This window comes from Paraburkholderia solitsugae (assembly GCF_013177695.1).
In the GTDB taxonomy this organism is placed as follows: Bacteria; Pseudomonadota; Gammaproteobacteria; order Burkholderiales; family Burkholderiaceae; genus Paraburkholderia; species Paraburkholderia solitsugae.
In genome coordinates, this window is sequence record NZ_WOEY01000039.1 from 21,882 (window position 1) to 41,667 (window position 19,786).

Below are 19,786 nucleotides of genomic sequence, written 5' to 3' on the forward strand. Positions count from 1 at the left end.
GTCACTTCACTCCCGGAATGCGGTAGTGCATCGCGATTTTGGCGCCGCCCAGCATGATGACGAGGGAGAGGCCGAGATACACCACCGTGGCGACAAAGTACGACTCGAACGACAGGAAGGTTTCGTTCTCGATCTGACGGGTGACATACGTCAGCTCCGCCGCGCCGATCGCCATCGCGAGACTCGTGTTCTTGAACAGCAAGACCGCGTGATTGACCATCGGCGGAATGGCATTGCGCAACGCTTGCGGAAGAACGACGAAACGCATGCCGTTCAGGAAGTTCAGACCCAGCGCACGTGAAGCTTCGTACTGTCCGTAGGGAATCGCACGCAATCCGCTGCGAATATCTTCGGAGAGATAGGCCGCACTGCACAGCCCGATCGCCACGACCGCAAAAATGAACTGGCCGTTGTACTGGTTCAGCAGTGTCTGCACCGAGTCCGGCAAGATGTTCGAAATGCCGAAGTACCAGAACAGGATCTGGACCAGCATCGGCACATTGCGGTGGTAGGCCACGAACGCCTTGACGAAGGCCGTCGCGAGACGATTGTTGGTCAGGCGGATCAGCGTGAGAAGAATGCCCACGACCAGCGAGAGAATCCACGCCAGCGCAGCCATCGCGAGGGTGAGCTCGATCCCATGGAGAAACAGCGCCCCATAGTCGCCTCGCAGCACCGTCGCCAGGTCAAAGTGAAGTTTCATGTTGCACGTCCCAATGATTCGGATCGAAGCAATGGTCCCGGTCTGACTCGACCTGCGGCACCATCGTTATCCCGCCGGAAGTCGCCGTCGACCTCCGTTGAATTGATACTAGCTCGCAAAAAAAGGCTGTTGCAGAGGCCTTTCTTCTGGTGCAATAAGTTTCGGGAATGATGGCTCGGGATGGCTTCCGGCAACGGAACAGACGTGGTTCTGCATGGTGTTTGTCTCCAGTATGTAGCACCTCTGCGGGCGCCTCATCGGTTGGCGCGCTCCTCGATCGGAGCGCCCACTTTTGTGAAACAACTCCGGCGCAGCATGCTGCGCCGGTCATCGCTCAGGCAGTGGCTGTCGGGCGAGTCAGCACCTGCGGGTTCACCGGCGTGGGCGGCTTGCCCGCCGATGCCCCGTGCCCCAAGGCGGCAATCAAATTGTCTGCACAGAGCGCCGCCATCGCACGGCGTGTGCTGACGGACGCGCTGCCGATATGCGGCGTCAGCACCACATTCTTTTGCGCAAGAAGCGCCGGGCAGATCACCGGCTCGCCTTCGAAGACGTCCAGACCGGCCGCTGCGATGCTGCCTTCGTGGAGCGCTACCGCGAGCGCAGCGTCGTCCACCACGCCGCCGCGTGCGATGTTGGTCAGCGTGGCCGACGATTTCATCTGCTTGAGCTCAGCCGCGCCGATCGCATGGTGCGAGCTGGCCGAGTAAGGCACCACGACGATCAGATGATCCGACTCGCGCAGCAGCGTTTCCTTGTCGACATAGCGCGCCCGGCAGCCCTCCTCGACATCCGGCGCCAGTTGCGAGCGATTGTGATAAATCACGCGCATACCGAAGCCGAACGCGCCGCGCCGCGCGATCGCCTGACCGATGCGCCCCATGCCGAGAATGCCGAGCGTCGAACCATGCACGTCGCTGCCGACGAACATGTCGTAACGCCCGGTCTTGATCCATTCGCCAGCGCGCAGAAAGTGTTCCGACTCGGTGATGCGCCGCGCCGTTGCCATCATCAGCGCGAAGCCGAAATCGGCGGTGGTATCGGTGAGGACGTCCGGCGTATTCGTCACCAGCACGCCACGTGCGGTACAGGCTTCCACGTCGACGTTGTTGTAGCCCACGCCGATGTTGCATACCGCTTTCAACTGCGGGCAAGCGTCGAGCAAGGTCGCGTCGATCCGGTCGCTGCCCGCCGTCATGGCTCCCACCTTCCCTTGCAACCGGGCAATCAGCTCCGGTTGCGTCCAGATCGTGTCTTCTGGGTTGTCGGTCACGTCGAAGTTCGCACGCAAGCGATCGACGATATCCGGAAACGACGCACGGGTAACCAGTACCGATGCACGCATGGAGAACCTCCTTGTTGGTCTCTGGTGATAATCTCGCGCGGACGTCGCGCAAGAGTCGGCGACATGCCTGGCCTTATTCGTCGTGGTCGGCCGGGTCGCGTTTGATCGTCGTCAGCCCGCCCGGTACCTGCAGCGTGGGCAGAATTTCCATGTTGCTGATGTTGACCGCGAGCGGCGCGGCAATCGCAAAGGCAATGGCATCGGCAATATCGGACGGCAGTGGCAACTCGAAGCCATCGATAAACTGCTTGCGCGCCGCCTCGATGTCGCCATGCACGTGGCCAAAAATATCGGTGGCGACCCGGCCCGGACAGATCTCCGTCACGCGGACACGCCTGCCGGTCGCGTCCACGCGCAACTGGCGCGACAACGCATGGATGCCGGCCTTCGTCGCGTGATAAATCGAGTTGCCGTTGAAGTTGTAGATCGCCGCGATCGAACTGATGTTGACGATATGACCGCGATCGCGGGCAACCATGCCCGGCATGGTGAGCCGCACGATATGCAGAACGGCTTGCAGATTGACTTCCACCTGCACGTCGATGTCTTCGACGCCGGCGTCCAGTATCGAGCCTTTGCGCGATACGCCGGCGTTGTTCACGACGATATCGAACGGCACGTCCTGCGTCAGCTTCGTAATGGCCGCCAGATCGCACACGTCGATCGCGTGCGGGATGCAACCGGTTCGCTCCGCCAGCTCATTCAGACGATCGGCGTTGCGGGCGAGCGCATGCACTTCGAGTCCTTCACGGCAGAAGCGCTCAACGATCGCAGCCCCCATCCCGGTCGAAGCGCCTGTCACCAGCGCGGTCTTATAGTCTGAAAACGGCATGAATAACCTCTATCTATCTTTCTGAACTGTCGCCCTTTGAGGCGTGCGATAAGCCTGTTACCAATGTATACGCCGTGAAAACGTGGGGCAAAGACGGATTGGCTTTGTCGTGATAAGACTGGCTTATGGTTGAACGGAAGGCCGGCCTGGCGCCGTATCAGGGCTGTCCGATGAGCGCCTAACGTACGAGCTTCGACACGGGCACGACCCGGCCGCCCGCCGATTCGATCACGCCGCGCACCGTGCGCGCGAGTTCGACAGCGCCGGGCGTATCGCCGTGCAGCAGGATCGACTGGACCGCGACCTTGAGCTTGCTGCCCGTGATCGTCGTGATCGTGCCTTCTTCGAGCAATTCCTTGACACGTGCGAGCACGGCAGTGCGGTCCTTGATGACCGCGCCCTCCAGCTTGCGCGACACTAGCGCGCCCTGATCGTCGTAGGCACGGTCGGCGAGAAACGTGTTCGCGGTACGGATCCCAATGTGGTCGGCGGCCCGTTCGATCTCCGTGTTCGTGGACACGCTGATGATCAGATCGCGGTCGAATTCGGCGACCGCCCGCACGAGCGGCTCGGCCAGTTCATACGACGCTGCAGCCATGTTGCCCAGCGCGCCGTGAAAACTCATGTGCGTGACGCGATGTCCCGCCGCCTTCGCGATGCCCGCAAGCGCGCCCATCTGATACACCACGTAATTCGCCAGTTCAAGCGGGTCCGCCTGAATCTGCCGCCGGCCGAAGCCCATCAGGTCGGGAAAGCCGACGTGTGCGCCGACATCGATCTGGCGCGCCAATGCCATCCGCACCGTCTTGTCCATGATGACCGGGTCGCCCGCGTGATAGCCGCACGCAACATTGGCGGATGAGACGATATCGAGCATCGCTTCGTCCTCGCCCATACGATATGGCCCGAAGCCTTCGCCCAGGTCCGCGTTCAGGTCGATTTCCACAATCCACTCTCCGTTCTTTAAGCGGTCTGCGCTGGGTAATCCGCGGCGGACCACACCAGCTCATCTGCTGTCTGTCGATATGCGTCTACGCCGACGGCGAGAGCTCAAGCAAGCGCGTTCCGTAGCCGACCGTCGTGCCGTGCGCGACGCGTAGTTTCATGACCACACCGTCCGCCGACGCAACCACGGGAACGCACAACTGCGCAATCTGCAGCAAACCGACGACGTCACCCACTTTGACGTGCGCGCCTTCGTTGACCAACGGCGTTGAACGCGCCGGATGCGTGGTCAGAAAGATGCCGGCCGACTTCGCGGTAACGCTGACGGCCTGCTCGTTCAGTGACGTTTCCGGCGCGCCCGCTTGTCCAGCACGAGCTACGGGCAGAGCCGCCTGCACCGACGCATCCACGCCTTCGGAGCAAGATGCCTGCTCCATCGTCAACCGAACCGTCGCCCCGGGCCTGCTGATTTCGATGAACTCGATATCGGCCGCTGCCAGCCACGACGTGATTTGCCGAAGCTCGCCGATATCCACTTCGATTTTTTGTGTCATGTGTCAGTGTCGGGAAGGACGAAATAGCGCAACGAGATTGCGCACCTTGACGAGATAACTGTCCAGTTCTTCCAGTGCGGTGACGGCTTCCGTATACGTCGTCTGAACAAAGCGAATCTTCGTACCAATACGCGCCTGCGCGAGCCGCCACAAATCCGCTTCGATCACCGTGCCGATCTTCGGATAGCCGCCCGACGGCTGCGCATCCCGAAGCTGAATGATCGGCTGCCCGCTATGCGGCACCTGGATCACACCGGGCACGATCCCATGCGAGCGCTTTTCGATCGTATGCGTCGCGATCAAGGTCGGACCGGCGAGGCGATAGCCGTAGCGATCGCTTTGAGGCGTCACTTTCCACCCGTCGCGCCAGAACGCAGCCAGCGATTCCGGTTCGTAGCAGTCGTATTCCGCTGCGGGCAGCACGCGCACCACGGTTTCGCCCGCTTCGGCTGCGGGAAGCGATAACGGAGCCGGCAACGAGTACTCAGGCGGCACGGTGCCGAAACCCGCGGCGAGCGTAGGATCTTGCAGCGGATCTCGCAGCGCGGCCGGGCCTGTCTGGTCCACCAACCCCACCGCTTTCACCACATCGCCTTTCTGCAACTGACGACCGTTGTATCCGCCGAACTGGCCGCGTAATTGCGTGCTTCGCGAACCCAGCACCACCGGCACGTCCACGCCCCCCGCAAGCGACAAGTAGCAGCGTGTGCCGCTGGTCGGCACGCCGATCGTCAGCACGTCGCCCTGTTTCGCCTGCACGGTCCACCACGGCAGCACCGGCCGGTCGCCCAGCCGCACCGAACAGTCGGCGCCGGTGATGGCGAACGCAAGGTCTTCGAGGAAACGGATACGGAAGGGAAACATCGGAATTTCAATGCCGGCCGCGTCGTCTGGATTGCCGAGCAGCAGATTGCCGACCGCGAGCGCCAACCGATCCATCGCGCCGGCCGTGCCGACGCCGTAACGCAGATACCCTTCACGCCCCTGGTCCTGCACCGTCGCGAGCGCGGACGAAGACAAGATCTCGATCATAGGAAAATCCTCTCGACGCGAAAACGGATCATGTCGCCGGGTGCGAGCGTGGCCGGGTTATCACGCGTGGGGTCGAAGAACGACATCGACGTATGGCCGATGGTGTTCCAGCCACTCGGTCCCGCCGAGGCCGAGACCCCGGTTTGCACCCCGCCGATCGACACCGCGCCGCCAGGCAGCCCGAGCACCGGCACCTTGCGCCGCGGCGTAGCGATGCGCGGGTCCATTCCGCCCAGATAGCAGTACCCTGGATGGCTACCGAGCGCGTAGACCGTGTAGAGCGGCGCGCAGTGCAATTGCACGACCTCATCGACAGACAACCCGGTGTGATTCACCACGTCCTGCAGATGCGGCCCGAACTCGCCGCCATATTCAACCGGCAACTCCACCACCTTCCCTTCGATCTGCAACTCGCTCGCCGCGGCCCACGCATCGCGCAATGCAGCGCCGAGCGCGCCCGGATCCGCGGGCGGCGTGGAAAACGTCAGCATCAGATTGGTCACGCCCGGCACCGCCTCACGCACGCCCGGCCATGATTCGACCTCGCGGGCGAGCGTCCAGACGCGGCGCTGCGTACGCAGATCGAGTGCGCCCGGTGCTTCGAACAGCATGGCCGTCGTACCCAGCATGCTGATGCAAAGCGGCTGCTGCGATTCATCCTGTTTCATTGAAAGGACGGTCCTCTGTGAATCCGGTCGTAGCCGTTCGACTACGTCCGGGTGCGCGATCGACGCATGCTCAACGGTCAGCGTCATGTGTGTTTCCTCTTTGCGAGCCAGCGCTCCAGGTGATGAATATCCACCCCGCCATCACCGAATCCCTCGTCCTCGAGCATGGCCTGATGCAGTGGCACGTTGGTGCGAATACCTTCGATGCGCATCTCCGAGAGCGCAATGCGCATGCGCGCCAGCGCCTCTTCACGGGTTGCGCCGTGGGTGATCACCTTGGCGATCAGCGAGTCGTAATACGGCGGCACGACAGTGCCGCTGCTCATATGCGAATCCACCCGTACACCGTTGCCGCCCGGCAGTTCCCAAGCGGAAATCTTCCCCGGACAAGGGACGAAGGTGAATGGGTCCTCCGCGTTGATCCGGCACTCCAGAGAATGACCCAGCGTGCGAATGTCCGACTGACGCAGGGTCAACGCGTGTCCCTGGGCGATGCGGATCTGTTCCCGCACGATGTCGACGCCCGACGTCATCTCCGTCACGGGATGCTCGACCTGCAGCCGCGTGTTCATTTCGATGAAGTAGAACTGGCCGTTCTCGAACAGAAATTCGAAGGTGCCCGCGCCGCGATAATTCGTCTGCCGGCAGGCCTCGACGCAACGCTCGCCCACTTGCCGTATCAACCCCGGGTCGATGCCGGGTGCGGGCGCCTCTTCCAGCACCTTCTGATGACGCCGTTGCAGCGAACAGTCCCGCGAACCGAGCCACAGAGCATTGCCGTGCGTATCGCACAAGACCTGAATTTCGACGTGACGCGGATGCTCGAGAAACTTTTCGACATACAGCTCGGGCTTGCCGAAGGCGCGGCGTGCTTCCTCGCGCGTCACCGACACGGCTTCGAGCAACTGCTCGGGACCTGGCACGACTCGCATGCCCCGCCCGCCACCGCCACCTGCCGCTTTGACGATGACCGGATAGCCGATCTCCTGCGCGACCCGGAGGATTTCCTTGGGGTCGTCCGGCAGACCGCCGTCCGGGCCCGGCACACAGGGCACGCCGGCCGCACGCATCGCTCGTTTGGCGGCGACCTTGTCGCCCATGGTCCGGATGGAGTCGGGTTCGGGGCCGATGAAGGCCATGCCCGCCGCCTCGACCTGCGCGGCAAAATCCGCGTTTTCCGACAGAAAACCGTAGCCGGGATGAATCGCCTGCGCGCCGCTCACGTGCGCCGCGAACAGGATCGCGGCCCGGTTCAGATAACTCTGCCCAGGGGCGGCAGGACCGATGCACAGCGCCTCGTCGGCGAGCCGCACATATCGTGCATCGGCGTCGGCCTCGGAGTGGACGGCGACGGTTTTAAGCCCTAATTCACGGCATGCGCGCTGGATTCGAAGCGCGATCTCGCCGCGGTTGGCAATCAGTACCTTGTTGAACATGTCGATCAACCGATCCGAAAGAGCGGCTGCCCGAATTCCACTTCGCTGCCCGGAGCCACAAGAATCTCCAGAACGACGCCGCTGAACTCGGACTCGATCGCGTTGAACATCTTCATTGCCTCGATCGTGCAGAGCGCCTGCCCTTCCGCGATCGTGTCACCGAGGTTCACGAATGGCGCCTCGCCGGGCGCCGGCGTCAGATGAACGATGCCGAACATGGGCGCACGAACGAGTTGCGGCTCACTTGCGGTTGCGGAGGCTGTAGAAGCTGCACGGGTTGCATCGACGGCTTGCGTCGGCACGGCGAGCGGCGATTGAGCCCCTTGAGCGCCTTGGGCGTCGGGGGCGGACGTCGTGGCTGGACGTTCAGCGCCCGACGGCGCATCGGCCCGCTTGCCGCGCCGTTTCGCCTTCACAAGCTTGACCCGTTCCTCGCCCTCGATGACTTCGAGCTTGGCCAGCGGAGAGTCCGCCAACAGGTCGATCAGCGCCTTTATCTTCTGGAGATCCATCTTTGAGTCCGTAGCCGGTTGGACGCGCGCCGGTCGATTGGCGTGCGCGAAGCACCGCTGGGGCTGGACGGCAACCCGATTCAATCTCCGGTTGTCTCGCCCACATGACGGCTAGCCTCGTCGCCCCGGCTCACTGCGAACCGGGGCGATCGACGATGGACTCAATGTATCTGGCGCATAAAAATTGCGCCAAGACGGTTTGGCTTTGTAGCGATAAGGCGCGCTTATGTATCGGCGCTATCGGCGCTATCGGCGCCGGACTCGAAGCGCACGTCGAGCGCAAGGTCGCCTGCCAGTTCCAGCAGGATGTCCTTGACGGCCGCAGCGGGCTCGGAAAGCGGCAAATGGTCGGACAGACAGACCGAAAGAGGAATCTTGATGACGGGTGACACGATACGGCATTGCACGACGTCGCCCGCCGCGGCCACGACCCGTGCGGTGGAATCGGGCAGGATGGTCGCACCGATCCCCGCGCTCACCGCCGCCGACAACGTCGACGCGGATTCGATTTCGGCCACGACCTTGGGGATCATCTGTACGCGCGCGAATCCTTCGTCGACGTACTTGCGCAGATAGTTGTACGGACGCGGCAGCAGCAAAGGCACGTCGCGCAACTCCGTCACGGCGATCTGCTCCTGCGTGATCCCCATGCTGCGCGGCGCCACGAGGAACAGTTCCTCGTTCATCAGAAGCTGGAACGACAGGCCGTGTACGGGCTTGTCGCCATACAGCACGGCCATGTCCATCCGCCCGTTCATGATCAGCTCGCTGAGCGTCGTGCCGAAATTCTCGTTGATGTAGAGCAGGATGTCCGGATGCCGGGCACGCACGGTACGCAACAGCGGTAACGACAGCGCCGACGCGCCCGTGCCGGGCGCCAGCCCCACCGAAACCTGGCCCGACAGCGTCTGGCCGGCGCTCTTGACGTCGGCCTGAGCCTGTTCGTACTGGCGCAGGATCAGCTGGGCGTGGCGATACAGCGTCGCGCCCGCCTCGGTGGCCGTGACGCCGCGCTTGGTACGCACGAGCAACTGTTGCTGGAACTCGTCTTCGAGCGTGATCAACTGCTGGCTCAGCGCCGGCTGGGCGATATGAAGCACTTCGGCGGCCTGCGTCAGGCTGCCGATATCGACGATCTTCACGAAGTACTTCAAACGCCGCAGGTTCACGGTAGTCGCGTCTCAACGTTAAGGGATGGCAACAATAATAGGGCAAGCGCCGCCCGCCGCACAGTGCTTAAAAAACCGTCCTCTCCCTGTGACAACGCGACAAAGGCCTTGTGTCAGCGTATTCCCGCATGGACCTCGGTCGGTAAAAGTCGGACGCGCACGCGTACCGTCGTGTCATAAGTGGATGTTATTGCGCCAGCGGAAAGACGTCTTGGCTTGAACTTTTTCGCGCGCTTAATGTGAAGGCTCGTCAAATGCCGTTGAGGAGTCAAGTGTGAGTGCATCGCGAATTGCCGCCCGCGTCCAGCGAATCAAACCTTCACCGAGCAGCGCCGCGGCCGACCGGGCCGCCGAACTGCGGCGGCAGGGAAAAACCATCGTCAACCTCGTGGTCGGCGAACCCGATTTCGACACGCCGGCGCACATTCGCCAGGCCGCTTTCGAAGCGATGGAGCGTGGCGAGACACGCTATACGCAAACCGCAGGCACGCCGGCGTTACGCGCCGCCATCGCCGCAAAGCTGCAACGCGAGAACGGTCTCACCTACGATCCAAAACACATCATCGTGACGTGTGGCGCCAAACACGCAATCTTCAACGCGCTCGCCATCACTGTGGAAGCAGGCGATGAAGTCCTGATTCCTGCCCCGTACTGGGTGTCGTACCCGGACATGGCGCTCGCCTGCGACGGCAAACCGGTCATCGTGCCCTGCACCGAGGAAGATGGCTTCAAACTGACGCCCGCCGCCCTCGAAGCGGCGATCACGCCACGCACGCGCTGGCTGATCATCAATTCGCCGACCAATCCGACCGGTGCGACTTATAGCGCCACAGAACTGCGCGCCCTGGCGGACGTGCTGCTGCGTCATCCGCACGTGCTGGTGATGATGGACGACATCTACGAACACATCCGCTTCGAAGGCGTTGCATCACAACACCTCTTGTCGATCGAACCCGAACTCAGTTCGCGCACCCTGGTCGTCAACGGCGTGTCCAAGACCTACGCGATGACCGGATGGCGCATCGGCTACGCCGCCGGCCCCGCCGATCTGATCGGGGCCATGGACACGCTTCAGTCCCAATCCACCAGCAACGCCAGCTCGATCAGCCAGGCCGCGGCGCTCGCCGCGCTGAACGGCGACCAGACGTTCGTGGAGCAATCCGTGCGGACTTACAAGGCACGCCGTGACCACGCGCTCGAAGCGCTTAACGCGATTCCCGGCATCAGTTGCAAAACGCCGGGTGGCGCTTTCTATCTGTATGTCAATTGCAGCGGCATGATCGGCCGCACCACGCCGCAAGGCAAGCGCCTCGAGGGCGACGCGGATGTCGTTCTGTATCTGCTCGAGCACGCCGGCGTTGCCCTGGTTGCCGGATCGGCCTATGGCGTTTCACCTTTCTTCCGGATGTCGATCGCCACGAGCATCGAGATCATCGATGAGGGTTGCAGGAAGATTGCCGCCGCGGTCGCCGCACTGACCTGAAAGTATGGCGACGACGTGAATACGTAGCGTCGTCGCTTTGCAAAAAAGACATGCCGCGCCGAGAGGACGCGGCAGTCGGTTTGGAGTTTTCCATTTTTCGTCAATCTGCAAGGGGATCTACTCGTGAAAAAGCATACTTTAGGCATACTAACTGGTTTTGGACTGGCAATCTCTGGAATCGCGCACGCGCAGTCGAGCGTCACCTTATACGGCATCATCGACGAAGCGGTGCGCTACGACACCCACCAGAACAAGTCCGGCGGGAAGCTTTTCACGATGGGCAGCGGCGGTGAGATTCAGGGTAGTCGCTGGGGTCTGCAAGGAACCGAGGATCTCGGCGGCGGCATGGCCGCCATTTTCCAACTCGAAGGCGGCTTCACACCGAATACCGGCGTGACGCAGCAATCCACGCCGTCCGGCACTCCCCGCCTGTTCGGCCGGACCGCAATGGTTGGGCTCAGCAGCCCTTACGGCACGTTGACGATGGGCCGGCAATACACCCTCGTGCATGAAATGGGATGGACGCACGATATCTATGCGTTCGCCAATTACACCGGCACAATCGGCTTTCAGGGCGCCGGACTAACCGGCGGCGGCCGTCTGGACAATACCGTGCGCTACACCTCGCCGACGCTTGCCGGCTTCACCCTCAAGAGCGCGTATACGTTTGGCGGAGTAGCGGGCAGTATTCACCAGAACTCGTCGCCGGCTGTTAGCCTCTCCTATGACCACGGCCCCTTGAGCGTCGGCGCGGCCTACCAGGTCGTGAACGACATCGGCGGCCTGACACCTGCGACCAGCACCTATGGCAGTACCTACTTCGGCGTGACGATCCCGGACAGCTCGCAAAAGATCTTCACCGCGGGCGCAACCTATAACTTCGGCGCGGCGAAGGTGTTCGGCTCGTATATCTACAGCCACGTCTATCCGGCCGACTATCGCAACGACTCCTTCTCCACCGCGCTCCAGTACTACATCACACCAGCACTCGTGCTCGATCTGCCGTTCTACATCGACTTCGTCCACCACGCGAGCCAGAGTGGCACGCGCATCACCACCGGCCCGACGCTCGACTACTTCCTGAGCAAGCGCACCGATGTCTATATCGGCGCCGACTACAACCACCTCACTGGCGCATGGACGACCCTCGCTGCCGCCTCCGGCTCGAACCAGCCGTTCTATGGCTTCAACTCGCTGTTCGAAGCCACGATCGGTCTGCGTCACAAGTTCTAGGATTCGCAGCGTTGAACGTCTGTTCGGTGTCGCCCGATGCGGGCAGACCTCTCCGAAGGCCAAACAACATCGGGACGCGCAGTCCTGTCCCGAACCTCAATGCGCAGCGCCAGGATGAGAAGGCGGCCCTCGAACCGCCAATCCGCCAATCCGCCCATTCCGTCCATCCATCCCAGGAGGAACAGTCATGAGAATCGGCATCCCTGCCGAAAGCCGCGCCGGCGAGACACGTGTCGCCGGTACTCCGGAAACAGTCAAAAAACTCACCGCGCAAGGGCATATCGTTTTAGTGCAAAGCACGGCAGGCGAGCGTGCTCATTTCCCCGACACGGCCTACGCACAGGCCGGCGCAACGCTGGTTGGCCAAGCCGAAGCATTCGCCGCCGATCTCGTACTCAAAGTACAGACACCGACAGAAACCGAACTCCAGCACATGAAGCGTGGCGCGATTCTCGTCGGCATGCTTAATCCGTTCGATGTGGATCAGGTCGCTCGAATTCGCGCCGCAGGCATACCCGCGTTCGCACTCGAATCGATTCCGCGTACGACTCGCGCGCAGAGCATGGACGTGCTGTCGTCGCAAGCCAATATCGCCGGCTATAAGGCCGTGCTGCTGGCGGCGAGTGTGTATCAACGGTTCCTGCCCATGCTGATGACCGCTGCGGGCACCGTCAAAGCGGCACGCGTACTCGTTCTCGGCGCAGGCGTCGCGGGCCTGCAGGCAATTGCCACGGCAAAGCGACTGGGTGCGGTGATCGAGGCGTCGGACGTGCGCCCCGCGGTCAAGGAACAGATTGAATCGCTGGGCGCAAAGTTTCTCGACGTCCCGTGCGAAACCGACGAAGAACGAGAAGCCGCCCAAGGTGTAGGCGGCTACGCACGCCCCATGCCGGCCTCGTGGATCGCACGCCAGGGTGCGCTGGTCCATGAGCAGGCCAAACTGGCGGATATCGTGATTACAACCGCGCTGATTCCGGGGCGCACCGCCCCCACGCTGCTCAACGAAGAGACGGTACGTGAGATGAAACCGGGCTCGGTGATCATCGATCTGGCCGCAGGCAGAGGGGCAAGCGTGGGCGACAGGCGCGGCGGCAACTGCCCACTGACAGAAGCGGATGCGGTGGTGCTACGCCACGGCGTGCACATCGCCGGCTATACGAATCTGCCAGCCATGGCCGCAACGGATGCCTCTTCGCTCTACGCACGCAACGTGTTCGACTTTCTGAAACTGATCATCGATACCGACGGCAATCTGAAGATCGATACCAGCGACGATATTGTTGCGGCCACCTTGCTGGGTCACGACGCCGCGATGCTGAAAACGGCATAAGGAGACCGCCATGGAACTCATCACTCATACCACCACCAATCTCATCACTTTCGTTCTGGCGATCTATGTCGGTTACCACGTTGTCTGGAACGTGACCCCTGCCCTGCATACGCCGCTGATGGCCGTCACCAACGCGATCTCCGCCATCGTGATTGTGGGCGCCATGCTGGCGGCGGGACTGACCGTGGGCGGCACCGGCAAGGCGTTCGGCGCATTCGCCGTGGCGCTCGCGGCGGTCAATGTATTCGGCGGCTTTCTCGTGACGCGCCGCATGCTTGAAATGTTCAGGAAAAAAGAGCCTAAAAAGGCTGCCGCAAACGAAGCCAACGGAGTCGCGCGATGAGCATGAATGTCGTCACCTTGTTGTACCTCGTCGCCTCCGTCTGCTTCATTCAGGCGCTCAAGGGGCTGTCGAATCCGAAAAGCGCGCGGCTGGGTAATGCCTTCGGCATGGTCGGCATGGCGCTCGCCATTCTGACGACCATTGCGCTGATTGCGAAACAGGCGTCTTCGCTCGGCTCGGACCTGATGCTTGGACTGACGGTGCTCGTCGTCGCGCTGATCATCGGCGGTGCGATCGGCACGGTTGTTGCGGCGCGCGTCGAGATGACCAAAATGCCCGAGCTGATTGCGGCCATGCACTCGTTGATCGGGCTCGCCGCCGTGTGTATTGCCTATGCGGTGGTCTCCGAGCCGTCCGCTTTCGGACTGGCCCCAATTGGCGGCGAGCTGCCGCATGGCAATCGCGTCGAGTTGTTCATTGGCACCTTTATCGGCGCGATCACGTTCTCCGGGTCCGTGATCGCCTTCGGCAAACTCTCGGGCAAGTACAAGTTCCGGCTCTTTCAGGGCGCGCCGGTCGTGTATGGCGGCCAGCATCTGATCAACCTGATGCTGGCGATCGCGATGGTCGGCTTCGGGATTGCGTTCTTTCTGACGCAGTCATGGTTGCCCTTCATCGTCATGACGGCGATCGCGTTCGCGCTTGGCGTGCTGATCATCATTCCGATCGGCGGCGCCGACATGCCGGTCGTCGTCTCGATGCTCAACTCGTACTCGGGCTGGGCTGCGGCGGGCATCGGCTTCTCGCTGAACAACCCCATGCTGATCATTGCCGGATCGTTGGTCGGTTCTTCGGGCGCGATTCTTTCCTACATCATGTGCCGAGCGATGAACCGGTCGTTCTTCAGCGTGTTGCTCGGCGGTTTCGGCGCTGAAGCCGCGGCTGAGGGCGGCGCAAAGCGGGAACAGCGGCCGGTCAAATCCGGCTCCGCCGACGATGCCGCCTTCCTGCTCGGCAACGCGGAATCCGTCGTGATCGTTCCAGGTTATGGATTGGCAGTCGCGCGAGCCCAGCATGCGCTGAAGGAGTTGACCGACAAGCTCACGAACAAGGGTATCGACGTCCGGTATGCGATCCATCCGGTGGCTGGCCGGATGCCGGGTCATATGAACGTGCTGCTCGCCGAAGCGGAAGTACCCTACGAACAGGTATTCGAAATGGACGACATCAACGCGGAGTTCGGCCAGACCGATGTTGTACTCGTCCTCGGCGCCAACGACGTCGTCAATCCCGCCGCAAAAACAGACCCGGCGTCGCCGATCGCCGGCATGCCGATTCTCGAGGCTTACAAGGCACGCACCGTGATCGTCAACAAGCGGTCAATGGCGTCCGGGTACGCCGGGCTCGACAATGATCTGTTCTATATGGACAAAACGATGATGGTGTTCTCGGACGCCAAGAAGGTTATCGAGAACATGACCAAGGCGCTCGAGTGAGCATCCATAAGCGGCGACTATCGGCCCAGACAACATCGCTCTTTGTCGACTGGGCCTTTAAACGCTACCGTATAGCGTGCTGATCCCGCATTCACCGTTATAGGCACTTACCATGCATGCACTTGTCATTCACGCACCACTCGATCTGCGCATCGAGGACGTTCCCACGCCTGAACCGGAAGCCAACCAGTTGCTGATCCGGGTTCGGGCCGGCGGTATCTGCGGCTCCGATCTTCACTACTTCAATCATGGCGGTTTCGGCACGGTTCGCATCAAGGAACCCATGGTGCTCGGCCATGAAGTCTCGGGCGCCGTCTCGCGTGTGGGACCTGGCGTGACAGATATGCCGGCCGGCACACGGATCTCAATCAGCCCGAGCCGGCCGTGCGGTCTATGCCAATACTGTCAGCAAGGGTTGCAGAATCACTGTCTGGATATGCGCTACTACGGCAGCGCCATGCGCACACCGCACGTGCAGGGCGCATTCCAGCAGGAAATCGTGATCGACCGTTCACAGGCGCACATCGTGGCGGACTCGTTGAGCGATGCGGAAGCCGCGATGGCCGAACCGCTCTCTGTCGCGCTTCACGCCGTTCGACGCGCGGGTTCGCTGCTCGGCAAGCGTGTGCTCGTCACAGGATGCGGCCCCATCGGCGCGTTGATTGTGGCGGCTGCACGCAGAGCCGGTGCGGCGATGATCGTCGCAACCGATGTGAACAAGCTGCCGCTCGACAGCGCGATAAAGGTCGGCGCCGACCTCGCGCTCAACATCGCAGAGACGCCAGACGCGCTCAAGCCGTTCGCCGCCGACAAGGGCACCTTCGACGTTCTGTTCGAGGCGAGTGGCAACGCTGCGGCATTGCGCGGTGCGTTCGACGTGCTTAAACCCCGCGGCGTAATCGTCCAGGTCGGCCTCGGTGGAGACATCTCACTGCCGATCAACGTGATTGTCGCCAAGGAATTCGATCTGCGCGGCGCGTTCCGCTTTCACGAAGAATTCGCTGTTGCCGTCGAACTGCTGAATAAGGGGTTGATCGACGTGAAGCCCTTGATCACCGGCATTTTCCCGTATCAGGATTCGGTCAAGGCGTTCCAGACAGCGGGCGACCGTTCAAAGTCGATGAAGGTGCTGGTGAGCTTCGATTGATCGCACACATAAGGCGACGATGACGCGGCAATCCGTGTTCGTCGCCGTGCGTCCACCTAAGACTCCCACGACGCCCACGACGCCCACGACGATCAAGGATCATAAAAAAGCCGGCGTCGCGATGCAGATGCCGGCTTTTGCCCTTCTCTCTCCGCCTTACTCAGTTGTTGCATCGTGCTTCGAGCGCATCGATAAACGCGCGGCTCCAGCGGCCCTCTTTCATCGCCTGCATCGTCTCAGCCTCCGCTTCCAGCACGGCTAGCGCTTTTTCAATGACATGCTCGGCATCATCCTGCGGAATGGCCAGCAAGCCGTCCTGATCACCGACGACGATGTCCCCCGGATTGACCACCATTCCGCCGACCGACACCGACACATTGATTTCACCCGGACCGTCCTTATACGGCCCCCGGTGTGTGACCCCGCGCGCGTAAACGGGAAAATCGCGATCACGGATCTCTGCGACATCGCGGATCGCGCCGTCTACGACCAAACCGACAACGCCAATGTGGGCTGCGTAGAAAGACAGAATCCCACCGACCACGGCGTTGTTGAGATCGCCGCCCGCGTCCACGACCAGTACGTCACCTGGACGGCAAAACTCCAGGGCGCGAAGGTAAGTCAGGTTATCCCCGCCTCGCGAGCGCACAGTAACCGCAGTACCAGCCATCGTCTTTTTGCCGGGGCGTTGATAGGGGTGGAGTCCCACACTGCCGATGTTGCGATGCATGTTGTCGCTAAGCGCGGAGACAGGGATGTCGCGCAATGCGGTAAGGATCTTGTCGGCAGCTTGAGCCGCCGAAGGGTTTTTCCTGATGGCTTTGTACATGGTCGATCTTCGCTTCCGGGTGTAAGGGGAGCGGCGCGTGCAAGTCAGGAACGAGTAGGCACGACGCCGCTGTAACACGGATATAACGGTATCTCGCCCCTGCAAATCACGCCAAGACGGGTTCGTTCTTGCACGATAGGAAACGCTTATGAAACGCAATGCTCGGAGGCGGCGGCGCTGAGATACGTCTCTGGCAGAGGAACGCCCTCTTCAACCGCGGCTATTACATTCGTCCGCCCGGCAATTTCCATAGCGAGTTCGGCGATCGGCGTAACGTGAAGCTGACCGTGCGTTCGGACTTCTGGGCGTGACGGCATACACAAAGCACAACGATTCCGGGTAAGGTTCCTTGAACCCGGTTGATCGCTGCCCACAGCGGTTCGCCGTTGAAAACAGAGCGACTGGGTCACCGTCACCGATACTGGGCACCCGCCTCCGGGCAGCGGCACGATCTTTTTCTCGCCGCCGACAATATTTCTGAGCGTGAATCGTCTACAGACGTATGGAACCGCCGCGCCCCCCGAACCCGATGGTCGAACGAGACAACGACATCACTGCAACTGTGTTGCGTGAGCGTACGAAGCTCGGCAATTTCATCCGGCGCCGCGTGCACGATCAGAGTGAAGCCGAAGACATCTTGCAGGATGTCTTTCACGAGTTTGTGCAAGCCTACCGGCTCCCCGCGCCGATTGAACAGGTTAGCGCGTGGCTGTTTCGGGTGGCGCGTAACCGCATCATCGACCGCTTTCGCAAGCGCCGCGAACAACCGCTGACCGAGATGGTCGACGACCCCGACGACGTCGAATATCGACTGGATCTCGCCCTGCCGGCAACCGACGCCGGCCCGGAAGCCGTCTACGCAAGGTCAGTACTGCTGGAAGCGCTGCAAGACGCGCTCAACGAATTGCCAACCGATCAGCGCGACGTCTTCGTCGCTCATGAGCTGGAGGGGCGCAGTTTTAAGGAACTGGCATCCGAAAGCGGGATTGGCGTGAACACGCTGTTGGCACGCAAGCGTTACGCCGTACTGCATCTGCGCGTTCGCTTGCAAGCCGTGTATGACGAACTGGATATCTAAAGGAGCAGGTCGATGAGCTTCAAACTGAGATTCTTTGCCAAAGCACTGTTGATTCTGGTGGGCATTGGCGTGCTGGGATGGATGGTGATGGCGCTGTGGAATTGGGTGATCCCAGCGCTATTCATTGGCGGCCGCTCAATCGATTATCTCCACGCGATGGGCCTGTTGATCCTGAGCCGGATTCTCTTTGGCGGATTTCGAGGGCATGGCGGTTGCCACGGACGCCGGCATTGGCGTCGGTGGGAACGGATGACGCCGGAAGAGCGCGAAAACTTTCAGAAGAACCTATCGTCCGCTGACGGCAAGCGCCGCGAGGATCAAGCATGAGCAACGCTTCGACATCCACTTGCAAGCAGCCCGCGGGCGTGATTGCTCCCGTGGTGAATTTTAAGCGGTGCGAAGGCAAGGGTGATTGCGCGGTAGTCTGTCCCGAGGACGTTTTCGACATCCGCCGGATCGACACGGCTGACTATCAGCAGTTGGGCGCGCTGCAGCGATTCAAGCTGCGCGTACACGGAATGAAAGTCGCGTACACGCCAAACGCCGATGCGTGCCGGGCATGCGGCTTGTGCGTAACGGCATGCCCCGAACATGCCATTACGTTAGCCAGGTTCGGGGTGCCGTAAGTGGGATGCGAAGTGCCGTGCGGCTTCGCATCAATCAGGTGGACACACAGGCAGGACCCAATGCAGCTGAACTCAGCAGATGAACTCAGCTCAGCGAATCCATTCCCGATTGCTGATAGTTCTGAATCCCGACCTTATCGATCAACTCCAGATTCGTCTCGAGCCAATCGATATGCTCTTCCGTATCGTCGAGAATATGGGTGAGGATGTCGCGCGAGACAAAGTCGCGAACCGTTTCGCAGTAAGCGATCGCTTCCTTACAAGTTGCCTGCGAAACTTGCTCGAGCTTGAGATCGCACTCAAGAATTTCTTTCGTTTCCTCGCCAATCAGCAGCTTATGCAGGTCTTGCAGGTTGGGTAAGCCGTCCAGCACGAAGATGCGCTCGATCAACAGATCGGCATGTTTCATCTCGCCGATCGATTCGTCATACTCGTGCTTCTCAAGGCTTTTCAGGCCCCAGTGCCCGTACATTCTGGCGTGCAGGAAATACTGATTGATCGCGGACAGTTCGTTCTTCAACTGCGCGTTCAGATATTCGAGTACCTTAGGGTCTCCTTGCATATCGCCTCCTTGACCGGTGACGCCCCGCGATCGAGGTGCGGGGCGTTGCTCAAGCAACCTGTTCCGTCTGATGTGGCCCGCTGCTCAAGCGTCGACGCGCGCATGTTGGCTACCACTAGTCCAGCATAGTGTATTGCTCATGCGACGTTAAAAATGAGAACCGGAATCGTTACTGCGCTGTGATCGATCGCGCGCTCGTCGCGTTGACGCCGGGCAGCATCGCGATACCGCAGGTCACGAGCCGCGCCGCGAGCATATAGATGGTTACCCCGCGCTCCATGCATGGATCACCGTAGGCATCCTCTACGACTTATGGCTTGCGGCCCGCTCTCTTTTTTTGATCGTAAAGCAAAGCGCCCGTTTCAACCGGAATGAACGGTGCCCGAAAATGATCGATGGTGGGTAGAGACGGGCCTTGAGGATTGTCCTCTTGTACCCGTCCCCCCTCGCAGAACCCGCCGTGCGGAATTACCGCAACGGGCTCCCCAGGTTGCACTCATGGGAGGCGAGTCATACCGTCGCA

At 61.2% G+C, this 19,786-nt stretch carries 21 protein-coding genes; 9 read left to right on the plus strand and 12 right to left on the minus strand.

What is annotated here, in order from left to right:
- Position 1: 1 nt before the first annotated feature.
- The 10 genes from GNZ12_RS10425 to nac all read right to left on the minus strand — a co-directional run bounded on the left by GNZ12_RS10425 (position 2) and on the right by nac (position 9,196).
- The gene (locus GNZ12_RS10425; RefSeq protein WP_172310267.1) at positions 2 to 703 is read right to left on the minus strand and encodes an amino acid ABC transporter permease; all 702 of its coding nucleotides are present in this window, start codon (positions 701 to 703) and stop codon (positions 2 to 4) included.
- Positions 704 to 1,037: 334 nt separating this feature from the next.
- Positions 1,038 to 2,048 carry a 2-hydroxyacid dehydrogenase gene (locus tag GNZ12_RS10430; RefSeq protein WP_172310268.1) on the minus strand — a complete coding sequence of 337 codons (1,011 nt, stop codon included), beginning with the start codon at positions 2,046 to 2,048 and terminating at the stop codon, positions 1,038 to 1,040.
- 73 nt (positions 2,049 to 2,121) lie between these two features.
- Positions 2,122 to 2,880, minus strand: coding sequence for an SDR family oxidoreductase (locus tag GNZ12_RS10435; protein ID WP_172310269.1), 759 nt, complete (start codon positions 2,878 to 2,880; stop codon positions 2,122 to 2,124).
- Positions 2,881 to 3,058: 178 nt separating this feature from the next.
- Positions 3,059 to 3,826 carry a LamB/YcsF family protein gene (locus GNZ12_RS10440; protein ID WP_172310270.1) on the minus strand — a complete coding sequence of 256 codons (768 nt, stop codon included), beginning with the start codon at positions 3,824 to 3,826 and terminating at the stop codon, positions 3,059 to 3,061.
- Between the two features lie 85 nt (positions 3,827 to 3,911).
- Positions 3,912 to 4,379 (minus strand): acetyl-CoA carboxylase biotin carboxyl carrier protein, encoded by a 468-nt coding sequence (locus GNZ12_RS10445; RefSeq protein ID WP_172310271.1) that lies wholly within the window; start codon positions 4,377 to 4,379, stop codon positions 3,912 to 3,914.
- A gap of 3 nt (positions 4,380 to 4,382) precedes the next feature.
- Positions 4,383 to 5,411: a 5-oxoprolinase subunit C family protein gene (locus GNZ12_RS10450; protein WP_172310272.1), complete on the minus strand. Its 1,029-nt coding sequence runs from the start codon at positions 5,409 to 5,411 to the stop codon at positions 4,383 to 4,385.
- Positions 5,408 to 6,079 (minus strand): 5-oxoprolinase subunit PxpB, encoded by a 672-nt coding sequence (pxpB, locus tag GNZ12_RS10455; RefSeq protein WP_235993674.1) that lies wholly within the window; start codon positions 6,077 to 6,079, stop codon positions 5,408 to 5,410. The genes GNZ12_RS10450 and pxpB overlap by 4 nt, the downstream gene beginning before the upstream one ends.
- 83 nt (positions 6,080 to 6,162) lie before the next feature.
- Positions 6,163 to 7,515 (minus strand): acetyl-CoA carboxylase biotin carboxylase subunit, encoded by a 1,353-nt coding sequence (accC, locus tag GNZ12_RS10460; protein WP_172310274.1) that lies wholly within the window; start codon positions 7,513 to 7,515, stop codon positions 6,163 to 6,165.
- A gap of 5 nt (positions 7,516 to 7,520) precedes the next feature.
- Positions 7,521 to 8,027 (minus strand): acetyl-CoA carboxylase biotin carboxyl carrier protein, encoded by a 507-nt coding sequence (gene accB, locus GNZ12_RS10465; RefSeq protein WP_172310275.1) that lies wholly within the window; start codon positions 8,025 to 8,027, stop codon positions 7,521 to 7,523.
- 224 nt (positions 8,028 to 8,251) lie between these two features.
- Complete coding sequence (nac, locus tag GNZ12_RS10470) at positions 8,252 to 9,196, minus strand: nitrogen assimilation transcriptional regulator NAC (RefSeq protein WP_172310276.1); 945 nt, start codon at positions 9,194 to 9,196, stop codon at positions 8,252 to 8,254.
- A 274-nt stretch (positions 9,197 to 9,470) separates the two neighbouring features.
- Between nac and GNZ12_RS10475 the strand changes: the two genes are divergently transcribed.
- From GNZ12_RS10475 to GNZ12_RS10500, 6 genes are all read left to right on the plus strand, one after another.
- A complete protein-coding gene (locus GNZ12_RS10475; RefSeq protein WP_172310277.1) occupies positions 9,471 to 10,679 on the plus strand; it encodes an aspartate transaminase in 1,209 nt (402 codons plus the stop codon).
- Positions 10,680 to 10,802: 123 nt separating this feature from the next.
- Positions 10,803 to 11,912, plus strand: coding sequence for a porin (locus GNZ12_RS10480; protein WP_328805979.1), 1,110 nt, complete (start codon positions 10,803 to 10,805; stop codon positions 11,910 to 11,912).
- A 187-nt stretch (positions 11,913 to 12,099) separates the two neighbouring features.
- A complete protein-coding gene (locus GNZ12_RS10485) occupies positions 12,100 to 13,242 on the plus strand; it encodes a Re/Si-specific NAD(P)(+) transhydrogenase subunit alpha (protein WP_172310278.1) in 1,143 nt (380 codons plus the stop codon).
- A gap of 10 nt (positions 13,243 to 13,252) precedes the next feature.
- Positions 13,253 to 13,585, plus strand: coding sequence for an NAD(P) transhydrogenase subunit alpha (locus GNZ12_RS10490; RefSeq protein ID WP_120306806.1), 333 nt, complete (start codon positions 13,253 to 13,255; stop codon positions 13,583 to 13,585).
- Entirely contained in the window at positions 13,582 to 15,021 is a 1,440-nt protein-coding gene (locus tag GNZ12_RS10495; RefSeq protein WP_172310279.1) for an NAD(P)(+) transhydrogenase (Re/Si-specific) subunit beta, read from the plus strand. The genes GNZ12_RS10490 and GNZ12_RS10495 overlap by 4 nt, the downstream gene beginning before the upstream one ends.
- A 112-nt stretch (positions 15,022 to 15,133) precedes the next feature.
- Complete coding sequence (locus tag GNZ12_RS10500) at positions 15,134 to 16,168, plus strand: L-idonate 5-dehydrogenase (protein ID WP_172310280.1); 1,035 nt, start codon at positions 15,134 to 15,136, stop codon at positions 16,166 to 16,168.
- A gap of 160 nt (positions 16,169 to 16,328) precedes the next feature.
- On the opposite strand, the gene GNZ12_RS10505 is transcribed toward GNZ12_RS10500, so the two are convergent.
- Positions 16,329 to 16,997 (minus strand): RraA family protein, encoded by a 669-nt coding sequence (locus tag GNZ12_RS10505; protein WP_172310281.1) that lies wholly within the window; start codon positions 16,995 to 16,997, stop codon positions 16,329 to 16,331.
- A gap of 502 nt (positions 16,998 to 17,499) precedes the next feature.
- Between GNZ12_RS10505 and GNZ12_RS10510 the strand changes: the two genes are divergently transcribed.
- From GNZ12_RS10510 to GNZ12_RS10520, 3 genes are read left to right on the plus strand one after another with little or no spacing between them, the layout of a single operon-like run.
- On the plus strand, positions 17,500 to 18,075 hold the full coding sequence (locus GNZ12_RS10510; RefSeq protein WP_172310282.1) for an RNA polymerase sigma factor: 576 nt from the start codon (positions 17,500 to 17,502) through the stop codon (positions 18,073 to 18,075).
- Positions 18,076 to 18,087: 12 nt separating this feature from the next.
- A complete protein-coding gene (locus GNZ12_RS10515) occupies positions 18,088 to 18,402 on the plus strand; it encodes a hypothetical protein (RefSeq protein WP_172310283.1) in 315 nt (104 codons plus the stop codon).
- A complete protein-coding gene (locus tag GNZ12_RS10520; RefSeq protein WP_172310284.1) occupies positions 18,399 to 18,701 on the plus strand; it encodes a 4Fe-4S binding protein in 303 nt (100 codons plus the stop codon). Before GNZ12_RS10515 ends, GNZ12_RS10520 begins: the two co-directional genes overlap by 4 nt.
- An 85-nt stretch (positions 18,702 to 18,786) precedes the next feature.
- On the opposite strand, the gene bfr is transcribed toward GNZ12_RS10520, so the two are convergent.
- Positions 18,787 to 19,263 carry a bacterioferritin gene (gene bfr / locus GNZ12_RS10525; protein WP_121107765.1) on the minus strand — a complete coding sequence of 159 codons (477 nt, stop codon included), beginning with the start codon at positions 19,261 to 19,263 and terminating at the stop codon, positions 18,787 to 18,789.
- Positions 19,264 to 19,786 lie beyond the last annotated feature (523 nt).